Consider the following 15459-nt stretch of genomic DNA (forward strand, 5'->3'; position numbering starts at 1 on the left):
ATCAGGCCACCTTCTCTTCAGCGTGGGCGGTATCCCCGGCTGCGAGGGTCATTTTTTCCGCCAGGGCGGTCAGCTGCGCGCCGAGGGTTTGCGGGATAGCGAGGGCGGCGACAAAGCGGTCCGGCCTGACCACGGCGATGGCGGTATGATGTTGCGCAAACCAGCTCTTCAGTCGGTTTTGCTTATCCCCCACCCGCAGCGTGCCCGGAGCGTTATCCTGCTCGCGGTGGATCTGCACCTCCGGCACCACCTGAATAAAGCGCACCCCTATCGCGCGCCAGCGAGCGATCTGACCGGCGTCGAGCCCCCACTGCGGGTTGCAGCCCCAGCCGATAATGGCGAAATTCGCCCCGATAACCTCGTCGAGCAGGAGGCTCTCGCCATTCTCCAGCGTCACCTGCGGTTGAATAAACATTTTGCCCACCGGCGAGGATTTACCTGCGCCATCGGTCAGCAGCGCCCCGTCGCGATACTGCGGCATCGGCTTAAAGCGCATTTCGAGGAAGTAACGTTTCACCGGCGGCAGGTAGTTCAGCAGCCACGAGAGGCCATCGCGCACGGCCCCCTGCCAGCGCTTCGGCGGCGCCAGCACGTGGCCGGCGGTCACCGACAGGTCAATCATCGCCTTCGCGTGGTCGCGACGCTCCTGCTGGTAGCTGTCAAGCAGCGCCTCTCCCGCTTTGCCGTTGACCACCAGCGCCAGCTTCCACGCCAGGTTGAAGGCGTCGCGCATGCCGCTGTTGTATCCCTGGCCCTGCCAGACCGGCATGATGTGCGCGGCGTCGCCGGCCAGCAGCACCCGGTCAATGCGAAAGCGCTCGGCAAGGCGCGCGTTATGGGTGTAGACCCGCTGGCGGATCAGTTCGACGCGATCCGGGTCCGGTAGCACTTTGCTCAGCAGGCGGCGCATATTGTGCGGCTCGCTGAGCTGGGCTTCGGTTTCCCCGGGCATCACCATAAATTCAAAGCGGCGCACGCCGTGTGGCAGCGCAGCGGAAACATAGGGCCGCACCGGGTCGCAGCACAGATAGACGTGCGGGGTGGCCAGCGGGTCGTTGGCAATATCGATGACGATCCACTGATTCGGCGCGGTCTTGCCTTCAAAGGGGACGTTCAGCGTACGGCGAATAAAGCTGGCGCCGCCGTCGCAGGCCACCAGCCAGTCCGCGCGCACCGTCTCCCGCTCGCCGTCCGGCCCTTTGATATTTAACGTGACACTGTCACTGCTCTGACTAAAGGCTTCCACCTCGCGGGAGAAGAGGCAACGGACCTGTGGGAAACGCTGCAGGCCGTGATACATCACCGCATCCACCTGCGGCTGGATAAAGGCGTTGCGCCGCGACCAGCCAAACTCATCGGTCATCGGCTGGATGTCGGCAAAGCAGCGGCCCTTCGGGGTCAGAAAGCGCATGGCGTGCCACGGCGTGGTGTGCGGCAGCACGTCATCCACCAGCCCCACCGCCTGCATCGCCCGCAGCGATTCATCGTCAATACCGATGGCCCGCGGGTAATCGATCAGTTTGTCGAGTTTTTCCACCAGCAGCACGCTGATGCCCATCTGGCCAAGGTAGTTGGCCATCATCAGGCCTACCGGACCGGCGCCGGCGATGGCGACCTGGGCGGTATGCTGCACGGCGGGTTGAATATCGGGTGTAGATGTTGTCATTCTCAGCGACCTCACGACTCGGAAACGGCCAGACCGGCAGGCCATTTGTTAATCATGTGTAAACGTATTTTTATAATGGGCTGAGTATAGGGCGGGGGTTTTCGGCTACAATGAAAACATCATCGAATGTGCACCAGGTGCACAGCGCTGTTTATAAAGCGTTTTCAGGAGGGTTTGATGCATGACGATGGGTCCACAGCGTACAAAACGGTGCGCGGATTAAGCCGGGGTTTATTGTTATTAAAATTGTTAAATAAATTCGACGGCGGCGCGACGCCGGGCCTGCTGGCGGAGTTTAGCGGCCTGCATCGCACCACCGTGCGCCGGCTGCTGGAGACGCTACAGGAGGAGGGTTTTGTCCGCCGCAGCCGCTCCGATGACAGCTTTCGTCTGACCATTAACGTCCGCCAGCTGAGCGACGGATTTCGTGACGAACATTGGATTTCTGCCCTCGCCACGCCGCTGCTCGGCGAGCTGCTGCGCGAAGTACAGTGGCCGACGGACATCACCACCCTCGACGTCGACGCCATGGTGGTGCGCGAAACCACCCACCGTTTCAGTCGGCTGTCGTTTCACCGGGCGATGGTCGGACGGCGACTGCCGCTGCTGCTCACCGCCTCCGGTCTGACGTGGCTGGCCTTTGCTCCCGACGCGGAGCGCGACGCCATTCTCAGCATGCTGGCCGCCCGTCCGGAGGCGGAGTATCAGCTGGCCCGCGAACCGGAACGGCTGGCGGCAATCCTCGCCCGCACCCGCCAGAACGGCTATGGAGAAAACTACCGCGGCTGGCGGCAGGAGGAGAAAATCGCCTCTATCGCCGTGCCGGTCTGCAGCCAGCAGCGGGTCATCGGCTGCCTCAACCTGGTCTATATCGCCAGCGCCATGACCATTGAGCAGGCGGCGCAAAAGCATCTCTCTACGCTGCAGAGGGTGGCGGGCCAGATAGAGGCGCGCATGGAGGATCAAGAAGTGTGGTACGAAATGCCTTGATCGTAGTGAGGGTAAACGCGATCAACCATTGCGCCCGGCGTCGTTATATAATTTAATACACAACGAATTTTTCACGCCATTCGGGCCAGATCATGCCAAAACACCCCTTACTGCTGGGCCTGACGCTGCTCAGCGCCAGCCTGTTCACCGGTCAGGCCTTCGCCGACCGCACTGTCACCGACCAGCTGGGTCGCCAGGTCACCCTCCCCGACCACGTCACCCGCGTCGTGGTTCTGCAGCATCAGACGCTCAACCTGCTGGTGCAACTGCATGCCGCTGAGGATATCGTCGGCGTCTTAAGCAGCTGGAAGAAACAGCTCGGGCCGCAGTTCGCCCGCTTTATGCCCGAGATCGGGCAACTGGCGACCCCGGGCGATCTCACTCAGGTCAATATTGAAAGCCTGCTGGCGCTGCGTCCGCAGGTGGTTTTCGTCGCCAACTATGCGCCGCCGGCGATGATCGCGCGGATCCAACAGGCCGGGATCCCGGTGGTGGCCATTTCGCTGCGCCAGGATGCCGCTGGGGAAAAAAGTAAAATGAACCCCACCATGGCTGACGAGGAGCAGGCCTATAACGCCGGACTGGTAGAGGGGATCCGCCTTATCGGCGAGGTCGTCGAACGCCAGCCCGAGGCCGAGGCGCTGATTCACTACACCTTTGAGGCGCGTAAGCAAGCCAATGCGCCGGTGGCCGATATTCCCCAGAACCAGCGGGTGCGGGTGTATATGGCCAACCCCGATCTGAATACCTACGGCGCCGGCAAATACACCGGTCTGATGATGGCGCACGCCGGGGCGCTGAACGTGGCGGCCGCCAGCGTAACAGGCGCCCGTCAGGTGTCGCTGGAGCAGGTGCTGGCGTGGAACCCGCAGGTGATCTTCGTCCAGGACCGTTATCCGCAGGTGGTCAAACAGATAGAGAACGACCCGCAGTGGCAGGCGATCGATGCGGTGAAACATCACCGCGTGTGGCTGATGCCGGAGTACGCCAAAGCCTGGGGTTACCCGATGCCGGAGGCCCTGGCGCTGGGCGAGCTGTGGATGGCGAAAAAACTCTACCCTTCGCGTTACCAGAACATCGATGTGGACAGTAAAGCCAGGGATTACTATCAACGCTTTTACCGCGTAGCGTGGACGCCAGATGCCCGCTAACCACCGTCCCTGGCTGTTGCAGGGCAGCCTGGCGCTGGCGACGCTGGCGATCGCAGTCGCCTCTCTCTGTTTCGGCCAGTTCCCGTTAAGCCTGAGCGCCGTTGGCCACACCCTGATCCATCTCCCACCAGGCGAAGGGGTGATCGGACAGATCGTCTGGTCGGTTCGCCTGCCGCGCGTGGTCATAGCTTTGCTGGCCGGGGGCGCGCTGGGGCTGTGCGGCGCTACCTTACAGGGCGTGTTCCAGAACCCGCTGGTCGACCCGCACATCATCGGAGTGACCTCTGGCTCCGCCTTCGGCGGCACGCTGGCGATCCTGTTGGGCGTCGGCGGCCTGCTGATGATGGCCTCGACCTTTTTCTTTGGCCTCGTCGCGCTGGGGCTGATTTACGCCCTCGCCGCCCTGCAGGGGCGGGACAGCACGCTGGGGCTGATTCTGTCCGGGATCATCCTCAGCGGCTTCTTCGCCGCGCTGGTCAGCCTGATGCAGTACCTCGCCGACAGCGAAGAGACGTTACCGAACATTGTCTTCTGGCTGCTCGGCAGCTTCGCAACCGCCAGCTGGCATAAGGTACTGCTCATGATCCTGCCCATGGCGGTGGCCGCCGGGGTGTTGTGGAAGCTGCGCTGGCGAATCAATCTGTTGGCGCTGGAGGAGCGCGATGCCCGCAGTCTTGGCGTTCCGGTGGCCGCGCTGCGTCGCGCCGTGCTGGTCTGCTGCGCGGTGCTGGTGGCAGCGCAAGTGGCGGTCAGCGGCAGCATCGCCTGGATGGGACTGGTGGTCCCGCACCTCGCCCGTCTGCTGGTGGGCGCCGACCATCGTCGCCTGCTGCCCGCCGCCTTCTGGCTCGGCGCCGCCCTGATGCTGGTGGTGGACGATATGGCGCGCACGCTGACGCAGGCGGAGATCCCGATCGGGATCATCACAGTCCTGCTCGGCGCGCCGCTGTTTACCTTGTTGCTGGTGCAATCCCGACGCCGGAATACGCTCCAATGAACCGCTCATTGTCGCTGGAAGCGCTACGTTACGGCCACCGTCAGCCGCTCTTCGCCCCGCTCACGCTGGCCTGCCGTCCCGGCGAGATCTGGGCGGTGCTGGGCGCCAATGGCCGGGGAAAAAGTACTCTGCTGGATACCCTGACCGGCGTGCTGCCACCGCTGAGCGGCCGGGCGCAGTGCGAGGGCGGCGTCGCCCTGGTTCCGCAGTCGTTTCGTCCCGCTTTCCGCTGGCGAGTGAGCGATGTGGTGCTGATGGGCCGCGCCCGGCACGTGGATCTCTTTGCCCAGCCGGACGAGGAGGATGCCCGGCGGGTTGAGCAGGCGCTGGCGCAGCTGGGGATTGCCGCCCTGGCCGGGGATGACTTCGACGCGCTCTCCGGCGGCCAGCAGCAGCTGGTGCTGATTGCCCGCGCGCTGGTCAGCGCCAGTCAGAATATCCTGCTGGATGAGCCCTGCTCGGCGTTGGATCTCGGTAACCAGCAGGTGGTGCTCCAGCTGATCGACGACCTCGCTCACCGCCAGGCGCGCACCGTCCTGTTCACCACCCATGATCCGAATCATGCGCTACAGGTGGCCAGCCATACGCTGCTGCTTCTGCCGGAGGGCCAGTGGCTGGCGGGCGAGACTGCCGAAGTGCTGAGCGAAACGCACCTCCGGCAAGCATACGGCCTGCCGGTACGTCTGATCTACCATCCCGCGTCCGCGTCCCCTCTGCTGGCGCCGGGGTTTACTCTGCGTCGCTGAACGGCATAAAACCCGCCTGCCGGAGATACCCCTGGCCAACGTCGCCGAGGATAAAGCGATACAGGGCCAGCGCGGCGGGATCGGCACTGAGGCGCGCCAACTGGTAATCGCAGCGAATATTCCACGCTGCCGGGATGGTCAGGGTACGCAGATCGTCGCAGGAGGCCAGCGCGGGGGCATAGTGCGCGTAGCCGATAAACAGATCCGCCAGATTCTGGCGAATGAGCCACGCGCCGGCTATCTCTCCCGGCGGCACGCTCAGTGAGTCTCTGCCGCCGACCAGCGGCTGCGCCCGCCCGGCCATCGCGTTGCCCAACCCTGGATAGCGCGCCTCAATTCGGGCGAACAGCTGCCAGGTATAATCTCCTGACGGATCGCAGCCCGGCGTGGAGGTTGCCAGCCGCAGGCGGGGCGTGCTGAGCAGCGCCAGCCAGTCCAGGCCATCGTTGTCCGGCGACCGCCTGGCGGTCAGCATCAACTGGTTGCCGGCAAATCCCTGGCATTCCTGCGCCAGACCCGCCTGGAGCAGCGCCTGCGGGTGCGCCGCGTTGGCGGAAGCAAAAACCGCGCACGGGGTCCCGGCCTCGATCCGCTCGCGCAGCAGGCCGGCAGGGCCAAACTGCGCATCGACCGCCAGGCCAGTCTGCTGCTGAAAGTACGCCACCAGCGGCAGAAAAGCGCTTTTCAGGCTTCCCGCCGCCAGCAGCGTGAGAGGAGTGGACATTATAGATCGTCGCTATAAACCGGATAATATAGCGCTATATTACCCGGTTTGCCGCCACGTCAGTAGCGAATTTCCGCCAGCGCCCGGAGCTGTTCAGGGGTGGCTACCGGCAGGTCGAAAAAGCGCAGATAGGCGGGGATCATTTCAAACAGCATGTCGGTCCCGCGCTGGATGGGGCACTGTCGCGCCTGGGCGGCCCTCAGCAGCGGGGTATACTCCTGGGTCATCACCACCTCCCCCACCCAGGTGCCAGGCGCCAGACGGTCCACGTCCAGCGGCAGCGGATCGCTGACCTTCATCCCCAGCGGCGTGGCGTTAACCACCAGCTCGTGTCCGGCCGGATCGCGCTGCATCAGGGTGATATCGAGCTGCGGATAGTGCTGATGCAGCCGTCCGGCGAGAGCGTGCGCCACCTCCGGTCGGGTATCGTACAGGGTCAGAGCGCTAACCCCTGCCGCCGCGAGAGAGGCGGCGATAGCCGACCCCACTCCGCCGTTGCCGACCACCAGCGCCCGCGTCCCCTCAGGATGAAATCCTTTGCGGCGCAGGCCCAGCACAAAGCCGTCACCATCGAACATGTCCCCGGAGAGGCTGCCGTCCGCCTCGCGACGGATGGCGTTACAGGCGCCGGCGATAGCCGCCGTCGGGCTCAGGCGCTGCACCAGCTCGCAGGTGGCGATTTTATGTGGCATCGTCACCAGCGCGCCGATGATATTGGTCATCGTAAACAGCGGCGGAATAAACGCGGCATAGTCCTCCGGTTTGACCCCCATCGGCACCACCTTCACGTCCACCTGCTGGTCGACAAACCACGGATTGTAGATCATCGGCGCCTTAAAACTGGCGGTCGGATAGCCAAGATGCGCTATCAGCCGCGTATTCCCACTAATCACCATGCCTTGCTCCTTTGTTTACTGCGATAACTCGATACGTTTGACGTCGCCGAGGATAAACAGATAGGCCACCACACCCAGCAGCGCGGCGCCGCCGATGTAGATCAACGCGTAGAAGAAATTGCCGAACCCGGCGACGATAAAGCCGATCACCAGCGGGGTGAGGATCCCCGCGAGGTTGGCGCAAAAGTTGAACAGGCCACCGGTAAGTCCGCCCAGCCCCTTCGGGGCGATGTCGGAGATCAGCGTCCAGCCGAGGCCCACCATCCCCTGGCCAAAAAAGGCAAACGACATCACCAGGATCACCGCCAGGTCACTCTGCAGCCAGTTGGCGGAGATGATACAGCTGGCCATCAGCAGGCCAGCGACGATCGGCAGCTTACGCCCCAGGTTGGCCGACCCGGTGGCTTTGAGCAGCTTGTCGGAGATCCAGCCGCCAAACATCACCCCACCGGCGGCGGCGACAAACGGCAGGATGGAAAAGAAACCAACCTTCAGCCACGGCATATGGCGTTCGGTGGCCAGCCAGGTCGGGAACCAGGTGAGAAAGAACACCAGCACGGTATTGCCGGCAAACTGACCGATGCTGGCGCCGATGATCTGGCGTTTGCTCAGCAGCTGGCGGACCAGCGGCCAGCTGAACGCCACCTGCTGGTCCGTCGGGGCGCTCAGGCCGCCGCCGTTTTCGATATGCTCACGCTCCTGCTGGCTGAGACGAGGATCTTCATGCGGTTCGCGGTAGCAGCGCCACCACACCAGGGCAAACAGAATGCCAACCGCGCCGACGCTGACGAACAGCACCCGCCAGCCGAAGCCATCCATGATCCAGAACAGCAGCGGGGCAAAGCAGGCCAGCCCAAGATACTCCCCCACGGTGTACACCGCCGTGGCCTTCGCGCGCTCCTGCTGCGGGAACCAGGCGCTGACCACCCGGCTATTGACCGGAAAGCACGGCGCTTCGCTGACGCCAAGCCCGAAACGGCACAGCAGCAGCGTTTTCAGCCCCACCGCCATGCCGTGGAACAGGGTAAAGAGCGACCACAGGGTCAGCGACAGAAAATAGGTGACTTTGTTGCCAAAGCGGTCAAGAAACAGCCCGCCGGGGATTTGCGCCAGGGCGTAGGTCCAGGCGAAAGCGGAGAAAAGTATCCCCATGATCGCTGGATCGATCTCCAGCTCAGCGGTGAGCTTTGGGGCGGCGATCCCCAGCACGGTGCGGTCGAGGTAGTTGATCATGGTGCCGATGGCCAGCAGCGCAAGAATGCCGATGCGCCGCCGGGAGCGGCGCGCGGTGACGGCCGGCTGGGCGGCAGCCGTCGGGTTAGGGCTATATGAGCTCATAGTCAGTTCCTGTCTCGGGTACAGAGGGTGTTGTTATTGTGTTTCAGGCATAATGAACCATTTGATTCAGGCTAACAATACTGCATCGCCGCCAGGCGGACGGCCGCATTCGCCGCGCCATAGAGCGCGTAGCCTGCCCGTCGTTCGGTTAATTCAAAGAAGAAGCGCCCGGCGGTGAAGGGCCGGGTATACAGGTGCAGGAACGCCCCGCCCTGCGGATCGCGGTCGTAGAGAAGCTGCCGCCGCTGGAGCTGCCCGACGTCCAACTCGCCGCCAAAACGCGCCAGCAGATCGTCATAGTAATTGGCCGGGATCGGCAGCGCATGGCCGGCAACCGCGGCGAGCTGGTCGCAGGTGGCCGGCAGATCGCGGCAGGCAAAGGCGGCATGCTGCAGCCCTGCCCCCTGGTAGCAGGCGACCGATCGGGCGATCTGCGTCGCCCGGCTCTGGGAGATATTCAGCGCCAGGCGGATATCGCCATGCGGGCTGCGCACTGCCAGACTGCGCACCAGTCCATAGGGGTCCGGCAGCGTCTGCTCATGTTCAAGGGTAAAGCCAAACACCGTGCGGAAGAACATCACCCAGTTGTCGCGGCTGTCTGCCTCCATCCCCAGCGCCAGATGGTCGATACCGAGGTAATCTTCGCGCACCGTCAAACCGTCGCGCAGGAGAAAATCGCGCTCGTAGATCGCCTCTCCGGCGTCGATCAGATAGACCAGGCTGCCGTCAGGGGCGCAGATCGCCGGGATCGGCGTCTCGTTCGGCCCGGCGTCGCCCTGCCAGGTGGCATACCCCAGCGCGCGGGCGCGAGCGACAATCGGCGCACTGCTGTCGACCCGCAGCGCCATCGCACAGAGCGATACCCCATGGCGTTGATAAAAGTGATCGGCCCAGCTGTGGGGCTGATGGTTAATCACGATCCGCGCCCCGCCGTTGCGCCACAGCGTGACCTGTTTGGAGCGGTGGCTTCCCTCGTGCTGAAAACCCAAAGCCTGCAGATGCTGCCCCAGGCGCTGCGCCTCGGCGACGCTGGCGGCGAATTCAATAAACTCCAGCCCGTGATAGTTCGGTAACGGCGGCGGTGAAAACAGATCGGCATCGCACGCCGGGAGCCGGCGACGAGTCTGCTCCTCCAGCCACAGCAGCGAACGATAACCATCTTTGGCCGTCGCGCCGTTTGGCGAGGCGCGAAAACCGTCATTAAAGATCTCCAGCGACCAGGGGCCGCGATAGCCGCAGCGGGTGATCTGCTCGGCAAACGCCTCCAGCGGCAGCTCCCCCTGCCCGGGGAAGCAGCGGAAATGGCGACTCCACTCCAGAAGATCCATTTTCATATACGGCGCATCGGCGAGCTGAACGAAGGTGATTTTCTCCACCGGCACCGATGGCAGTGCGTCGAGGGTGTCGCCCCGGGCCAGGATATGGAAGCTGTCGAGCACCAGGCCAAGCGCCGGGCTGTCCACCTGCTGCACCCGCTCCCAGGCCTGCTGCCAGCGGTTCACATGGGTTCCCCAGGCCAGCGCCTCATAGCCGATTACGATCCCCTCCTCTTCCGCCAGCGTGGCCAGCGCCCGCAGGTCCGCCACCTGCAGTTCGCTATCCGCCGAGCAGTCCGGCTGCACATTGCTGCACAGCAGCAGCGTGTCGCAGCCCAGCTCGCGCATCAGTGCAAATTTGCGTCTGGCGCGGGTCATATTGGCCGCAAACTGCGCCCGGCTGGCACCTTCAAAATCGCGAAAGGGTTGAAAAAGCGTGATTTTTAACCCTAAATCGGCGGCCAGCTGGCGGATTTCCGCCGGCGTCCCCGTATAATAGAGCAGATCGTTCTCGAAAATTTCCACACCCTGATAGCCCGCCGCCGCAATAGCGTGCAGCTTCTCTGGCAGGGTGCCGGAAATCGAAACGGTGGCGATAGAGCGCAGCATAAGGTCCTCGGGTCAATAGCTGACGTGAGTCTTGAATATGTATCATTTGGTTCATTTGCGCCATACCAGGTTGCTAAATTGTGATCATTATGTGTATTTTTTGTCACCCAAGAAAAAGGAGTTGCCATGACCGTCGTTGCTCATGATGAAGCACAATCTCTGAAGGAGCGGATCTTCAGCGCCGCTATCGCCGTCTTTGCCGAACACGGGCTGTCAGGCGCCCGCATGGAGCAGATCGCCACCGAGGCGCAGACCACCAAGCGCATGGTGGTCTACTACTTCAAAAGCAAAGAGCAGCTCTATCAGGAGGTGCTGCAGCATGTGTATGCGCGGATCCGCGAAACCGAGCAGCAGTTGGGGCTGGAGAATGTGCCGCCGGTAGAGGCGCTGGTGCGGCTGGTGCGCTGGAGCGTGCGCTATCACGCCACCCATGCGGACTATATGCGGGTGATTTGCATGGAGAACATGCAGCGCGGCAAGTGGCTGAAGACCTCAGGGGATCTGAAGCCGCTGAATCGAACCGCCCTGTCGATTCTGGAAGACATTTTGCAACGCGGCCAACAGCAGGGCGTCTTTCAGGCGGGGCTGGAAGCGCGCGATGTCCACCGGTTGATCAGCAGCTTCAGCTTTTATCAGGTGTCGAATTTCTACACCTTCAGCAGTCTGTACCTTGACGATCCGCTGCCCGCCATTGACGATGAAGCGATGGTGGCCCACCACTGCGACATTGCCGTCCGGGCGGTGGTCCGCTTTGTGATTTCCTGACCCGCCGGCAAAAGGCGTCAGTGTCCGGAGAGGGCGTGAATGACCTTCGCCATCGCCTCCTCGGTGAGCGGTGAACGCTGGATTTTGCTGTTCGCCAGCGAGGTGCGCAACACGCCGGCGATGACAATGTGTTTCGGCTCCTGACCAAGGTCACGCATCTCCAGCACCACTTTGCCCACCACGCGGCACATTTCCTGGTACAGCTCGTCGTCTTTCGCTTTATTTCCCATTGAGTCTGGCTCGCATTTTCTCATTATCAATCAAATCATTATTGATAGATTTTTCCGGCAACGCAAATCATCCCACCGTTAACGGCTCAATGGGGTATTTTAGCGCCTCATGATGTCAGTAAAATCCCTTTCTTACACCCCTTTTCATGCCGCCTGATGAAATATTGTGTTGCGTAGTTTTATGCATAACGTGCCGGTTTTGTTACGCGTTTTGTCCATAATTTGAAACGAGGTTTTTATTTTCCTTTTTGATTTCGGCAGCGTATAATGCGCTTCGATTCTTTCTTGAATGGTTTCAGCGCATTGGACTGCATGATAAAACGCATAACACCTTGCCACATTTCATGGGCTGAACCGCCAGCACACATTCTTCTGCACGCTTCAGGGTTGTCACCTATCCTTAGGGCGTGGCTTAGCAACTTTCGTAATACAGGTTTGGCTCCCCGGCAGTGCGCCCGCGGAGCGAGAATTCCATATCCTTCACAACTTAAAGACTAAAACTGTCATGAAAAAGACCAAAATTGTTTGCACCATCGGTCCGAAAACCGAATCTGAAGAGATGCTGACCAAAATGCTGGAAGCCGGCATGAACGTGATGCGTCTGAACTTCTCTCACGGTGACTATGCGGAACACGGTCAGCGCATCCAGAACCTGCGCAATGTGATGAGCAAAACCGGTAAGAAAGCCGCTATTCTGCTGGACACCAAAGGACCGGAAATTCGTACCATCAAGCTGGAAGGCGGCAACGACGTCTCCCTGAAAGCGGGCCAGACTTTCACCTTCACCACCGATAAATCCGTTATCGGCAACAGCGAAATCGTAGCGGTAACCTATGAAGGCTTCACCTCTGACCTGAGCGTCGGCAACACCGTTCTGGTGGACGATGGCCTGATCGGCATGGAAGTGACCGCTATCGAAGGCAACAAAGTTATCTGTAAAGTGCTGAACAACGGCGACCTTGGCGAGAACAAAGGCGTGAACCTGCCGGGCGTCTCTATCGCCCTGCCGGCGCTGGCGGAAAAAGACAAACAGGATCTGATCTTCGGTTGCGAACAGGGCGTGGACTTCGTCGCGGCCTCCTTCATCCGTAAGCGTTCCGACGTCGTCGAGATCCGTGAGCACCTGAAAGCCCACGGCGGCGAAAACATCCAGATCATCTCCAAAATCGAAAACCAGGAAGGCCTGAACAACTTCGACGAAATCCTCGAAGCCTCTGACGGCATCATGGTTGCTCGTGGCGACATGGGCGTTGAGATCCCGGTTGAAGAAGTTATCTTCGCGCAGAAAATGATCATCGAAAAATGTATCCGCGCGCGCAAAGTGGTTATCACCGCTACCCAGATGCTGGACTCCATGATCAAGAACCCGCGTCCGACCCGCGCTGAAGCCGGCGATGTGGCCAACGCCATCCTCGACGGCACCGATGCGGTGATGCTGTCCGGCGAATCCGCGAAAGGTAAATACCCGCTGGAAGCGGTCACCATCATGGCGACTATCTGCGAACGTACCGACCGCGTCATGACCAGCCGTCTGGATTTCAACAACGACAACCGTAAACTGCGCATCACCGAAGCGGTGTGCCGCGGCGCGGTAGAAACCGCTGAGAAACTGGAAGCACCGCTGATCGTCGTCGCCACCCAGGGCGGTAAATCCGCACGCGCTGTGCGCAAATACTTCCCGGATGCCACCATCCTGGCGCTGACCACCAACGAAACCACCGCTCGCCAGCTGGTGCTGAGCAAAGGCGTTGTGCCGCAGCTGGTGACAGAGATTGCCTCTACTGATGACTTCTATCACCTGGGCAAAGATCTGGCGCTGAAGAGCGGCCTCGCGCGCAAAGGCGACGTGGTGGTGATGGTCTCTGGCGCATTAGTCCCGAGCGGCACCACTAATACCGCTTCCGTGCACGTGCTGTAATAATTTACAGGTTAATTGGTTTTTTTTAATAAAGCGCCTCTCGGGCGCTTTTTTTTTATTCATCGGCTAGCTCTTCCTATTAAAAATGCAAATCGGAATTTACTATTTAATAAGAGATTATCTAAGATGAATCCGATGGAAGCGCGCTGTTTTCACTCGCCTTTTTCAGCGATTTTGACCAATTCGATGCTTCTTTGAGCGAACGATCAAAAATAAGTGCGTTCAGGTAAAAAAAATATTCTCATCCCAAAAAAGTTTGTGTAATACTTGTAACGCTACATGGAGATTAACTCAATCTAGAGGGTATTAATAATGAATCGTACTAAACTGGTACTGGGCGCGGTAATCCTGGGTTCTACTCTGCTGGCTGGTTGCTCCAGCAATGCTAAAATCGATCAGCTGTCTTCTGACGTTCAGACTCTGAACGCTAAAGTTGACCAGCTGAGCAACGACGTGAACGCAATGCGTTCCGACGTTCAGGCTGCTAAAGACGACGCAGCTCGCGCTAACCAGCGTCTGGACAACCAGGCTCACTCTTACCGTAAGTAAGAGTTCTGGTAATAAAAATGGCGCACTCAGTGCGCCATTTTTTTTGCCCTCGCGCTGACGGCTACTGGGTGAGCAGGCCGTTATCAGACGAACTGTTCTGCGCCGACAGCGACGTCGCCGCGCTCCCCGCCCCCGTCGATACCACCACCGGATAGCCCGCCCTTCTCGACATCGCTTTTTTCAACTGCTGATCATCCACCGCTTTATCCTCTGCGAAGGCGTGAAACGCCGCTGGCAGCGTGTAAGCGATGGTCCGGGTGTTTTCCCCTTCCGTCTGCGACAGCGGCCTGTGGACCTCTACGTAGCGTTTACCATCCGGTTCGACGGCAAACTTCACCGGCTGATTGATGATCCGCACCGGCGTCCCGGTTTTCACCTGACTGAACAGCGCCTTGATGTCATCAGCGTTCATCCGCATACAGCCCGAGCTGACGCGCAGCCCAACGCTGTCCGGGGCGTTAGTCCCGTGGATGAGATATTCGCCGTTACCGTAGGCCAGACGCAGCGCATAGCGACCCAGCGGGTTATTCGGCCCGGCCGGCACCACCGCCGGCAGCGTCACCCCTTTCTCCAGCGAGCGCGCACGGATGCCGGCGGTGGGTGTCCAGGTCGGGTTAGGGATCTTCTGCCCGACGCGGGTGGTCATCTCCGGGGTTTCCAGTCCTAACTGGCCGATGCCCAGGGGATAAACCTGGACCTGATTCTCTCCCGGCGGGAAGTAGTACAGCCGCAGCTCCGCGAGGTTGACGACAATCCCCTCCCGCGGCGCGTCAGGCAGCAGCATCTGCGAAGGGATCAGCACCTGGGTCCCGGGCTTCGGCTGCACCGGCGCAATGGTATCGTTGGCTTCGAGGATCAGCATCGCCGCGGTATCGAAATGGCGGGCAATCGCCTGCAGGTTGCGATCGCTCTCCTGAACCGTCCAGTACTGGTTCTGGCCAATCAGCCGGCTGTTAGCCGGAGGCAGAGGGTAGTCGACGGCCCAGGCGGCCGGGGAGGCGCCAAGGGCGCTGAGAAGGGCTAAGGTGATCATCGTTTTGCGTTTCATACTGAGATTCCTTCTTTCGCTGATAAAACGCCAGGAGACTGAACGGCGGCAGGGTCAGCGCCCTGCCGGACGTAACAGAATGAAATCTACCTGTTTATTCTAGCTAATATTTGCGGCTTTCGCGCGTATCGCGCGGATCATGGCTTCGAGGCCCTGCGAGCGGGAGGGGGTAAGATGCTGGGTGAGAGCCATTTTTTCAAACCACGGGCGGACGTCGAACTCGACGATGTCCTGGGCGGTCATCCGGTCATAAAGGATAAACACCACCGCAATCAGCCCTTTGACAATCGCCGCATCGCTGTCGCCGCGCAGGGTGACAACGCCGGAAGGATCCTGCGCCATCACGATCCATACCTGGCTTTGACAGCCCTGAATAATATTCTGCGGGCTGTGCTCCGCGTCGCTCAGCGGCGCCAGCCGCTGGCCCAGCTCAATGATATAGAGATACTTCTCTTCCCAGTTGGCGCAACGGCTAAAATTGCGCAACAGTTTATCTTTGTCCGGTAATGCCGTCAT

General features: G+C 60.7%; 16 protein-coding genes. 7 read left to right on the plus strand and 9 right to left on the minus strand.

The window, feature by feature from the left end; genetic code table 11:
* Position 1: 1 nt before the first annotated feature.
* Positions 2–1666, minus strand: coding sequence for a bifunctional 3-(3-hydroxy-phenyl)propionate/3-hydroxycinnamic acid hydroxylase (locus ABLU73_RS18475; protein WP_064149794.1), 1665 nt, complete (start codon positions 1664–1666; stop codon positions 2–4).
* A 177-nt stretch (positions 1667–1843) separates the two neighbouring features.
* Here ABLU73_RS18475 and ABLU73_RS18480 point away from each other — a divergent pair, with 177 nt between their 5' ends.
* The 4 genes from ABLU73_RS18480 to ABLU73_RS18495 all read left to right on the plus strand — a co-directional run bounded on the left by ABLU73_RS18480 (position 1844) and on the right by ABLU73_RS18495 (position 5550).
* The gene (locus ABLU73_RS18480; protein WP_004203058.1) at positions 1844–2656 is read left to right on the plus strand and encodes a DNA-binding transcriptional regulator; all 813 of its coding nucleotides are present in this window, start codon (positions 1844–1846) and stop codon (positions 2654–2656) included.
* 92 nt (positions 2657–2748) lie between these two features.
* Positions 2749–3807: an ABC transporter substrate-binding protein gene (locus ABLU73_RS18485; protein ID WP_004203060.1), complete on the plus strand. Its 1059-nt coding sequence runs from the start codon at positions 2749–2751 to the stop codon at positions 3805–3807.
* Complete coding sequence (locus ABLU73_RS18490; RefSeq protein WP_160124707.1) at positions 3797–4804, plus strand: iron ABC transporter permease; 1008 nt, start codon at positions 3797–3799, stop codon at positions 4802–4804. The genes ABLU73_RS18485 and ABLU73_RS18490 overlap by 11 nt, the downstream gene beginning before the upstream one ends.
* Positions 4801–5550 carry an ABC transporter ATP-binding protein gene (locus tag ABLU73_RS18495; protein ID WP_004203063.1) on the plus strand — a complete coding sequence of 250 codons (750 nt, stop codon included), beginning with the start codon at positions 4801–4803 and terminating at the stop codon, positions 5548–5550. Before ABLU73_RS18490 ends, ABLU73_RS18495 begins: the two co-directional genes overlap by 4 nt.
* Here ABLU73_RS18495 and ABLU73_RS18500 read toward each other — a convergent pair.
* The 4 genes from ABLU73_RS18500 to ABLU73_RS18515 form a co-directional block, all read right to left on the minus strand.
* A complete protein-coding gene (locus ABLU73_RS18500; protein ID WP_032431073.1) occupies positions 5534–6277 on the minus strand; it encodes a substrate-binding domain-containing protein in 744 nt (247 codons plus the stop codon). The two genes, ABLU73_RS18495 and ABLU73_RS18500, sit on opposite strands and share 17 nt — an antisense overlap.
* 56 nt (positions 6278–6333) lie before the next feature.
* Entirely contained in the window at positions 6334–7170 is an 837-nt protein-coding gene (locus ABLU73_RS18505; protein ID WP_032456243.1) for a shikimate dehydrogenase, read from the minus strand.
* A 15-nt stretch (positions 7171–7185) separates the two neighbouring features.
* A complete protein-coding gene (locus tag ABLU73_RS18510) occupies positions 7186–8508 on the minus strand; it encodes an MFS transporter (RefSeq protein WP_064794686.1) in 1323 nt (440 codons plus the stop codon).
* 71 nt (positions 8509–8579) lie between these two features.
* Positions 8580–10433: a sugar phosphate isomerase/epimerase and 4-hydroxyphenylpyruvate domain-containing protein gene (locus tag ABLU73_RS18515; protein ID WP_264924684.1), complete on the minus strand. Its 1854-nt coding sequence runs from the start codon at positions 10431–10433 to the stop codon at positions 8580–8582.
* Positions 10434–10559: 126 nt separating this feature from the next.
* On the opposite strand from ABLU73_RS18515, the gene ABLU73_RS18520 reads away from it, so the two are divergent.
* Positions 10560–11198: a TetR/AcrR family transcriptional regulator gene (locus tag ABLU73_RS18520; RefSeq protein ID WP_017900845.1), complete on the plus strand. Its 639-nt coding sequence runs from the start codon at positions 10560–10562 to the stop codon at positions 11196–11198.
* A 17-nt stretch (positions 11199–11215) separates the two neighbouring features.
* Here the strand turns inward: ABLU73_RS18520 and fumD are convergent, their stop codons facing one another.
* Both fumD and ABLU73_RS18530 read right to left on the minus strand, forming a co-directional pair.
* Positions 11216–11428, minus strand: a complete 213-nt coding sequence (gene fumD / locus ABLU73_RS18525) for a fumarate hydratase FumD (RefSeq protein ID WP_004203074.1) — start codon at positions 11426–11428, stop codon at positions 11216–11218.
* Positions 11429–11664: 236 nt separating this feature from the next.
* Positions 11665–11796 carry a hypothetical protein gene (locus ABLU73_RS18530; protein WP_004217210.1) on the minus strand — a complete coding sequence of 44 codons (132 nt, stop codon included), beginning with the start codon at positions 11794–11796 and terminating at the stop codon, positions 11665–11667.
* Between the two features lie 137 nt (positions 11797–11933).
* Between ABLU73_RS18530 and pykF the strand changes: the two genes are divergently transcribed.
* Both pykF and ABLU73_RS18540 read left to right on the plus strand, forming a co-directional pair.
* Positions 11934–13346 (plus strand): pyruvate kinase PykF, encoded by a 1413-nt coding sequence (pykF, locus tag ABLU73_RS18535; protein ID WP_004203076.1) that lies wholly within the window; start codon positions 11934–11936, stop codon positions 13344–13346.
* A 312-nt stretch (positions 13347–13658) separates the two neighbouring features.
* A complete protein-coding gene (locus tag ABLU73_RS18540) occupies positions 13659–13895 on the plus strand; it encodes a major outer membrane lipoprotein (RefSeq protein ID WP_002908860.1) in 237 nt (78 codons plus the stop codon).
* A 61-nt stretch (positions 13896–13956) separates the two neighbouring features.
* Here the strand turns inward: ABLU73_RS18540 and ABLU73_RS18545 are convergent, their stop codons facing one another.
* Positions 13957–14943 (minus strand): L,D-transpeptidase family protein, encoded by a 987-nt coding sequence (locus ABLU73_RS18545; protein WP_004203079.1) that lies wholly within the window; start codon positions 14941–14943, stop codon positions 13957–13959.
* 99 nt (positions 14944–15042) lie between these two features.
* Positions 15043–15459: a cysteine desulfuration protein SufE gene (sufE, locus tag ABLU73_RS18550; protein WP_004203081.1), complete on the minus strand. Its 417-nt coding sequence runs from the start codon at positions 15457–15459 to the stop codon at positions 15043–15045.

Source organism: Klebsiella sp. GG_Kp175 (genome assembly GCF_040062325.1).
Taxonomy (GTDB): Bacteria; Pseudomonadota; Gammaproteobacteria; order Enterobacterales; family Enterobacteriaceae; genus Klebsiella; species Klebsiella quasipneumoniae.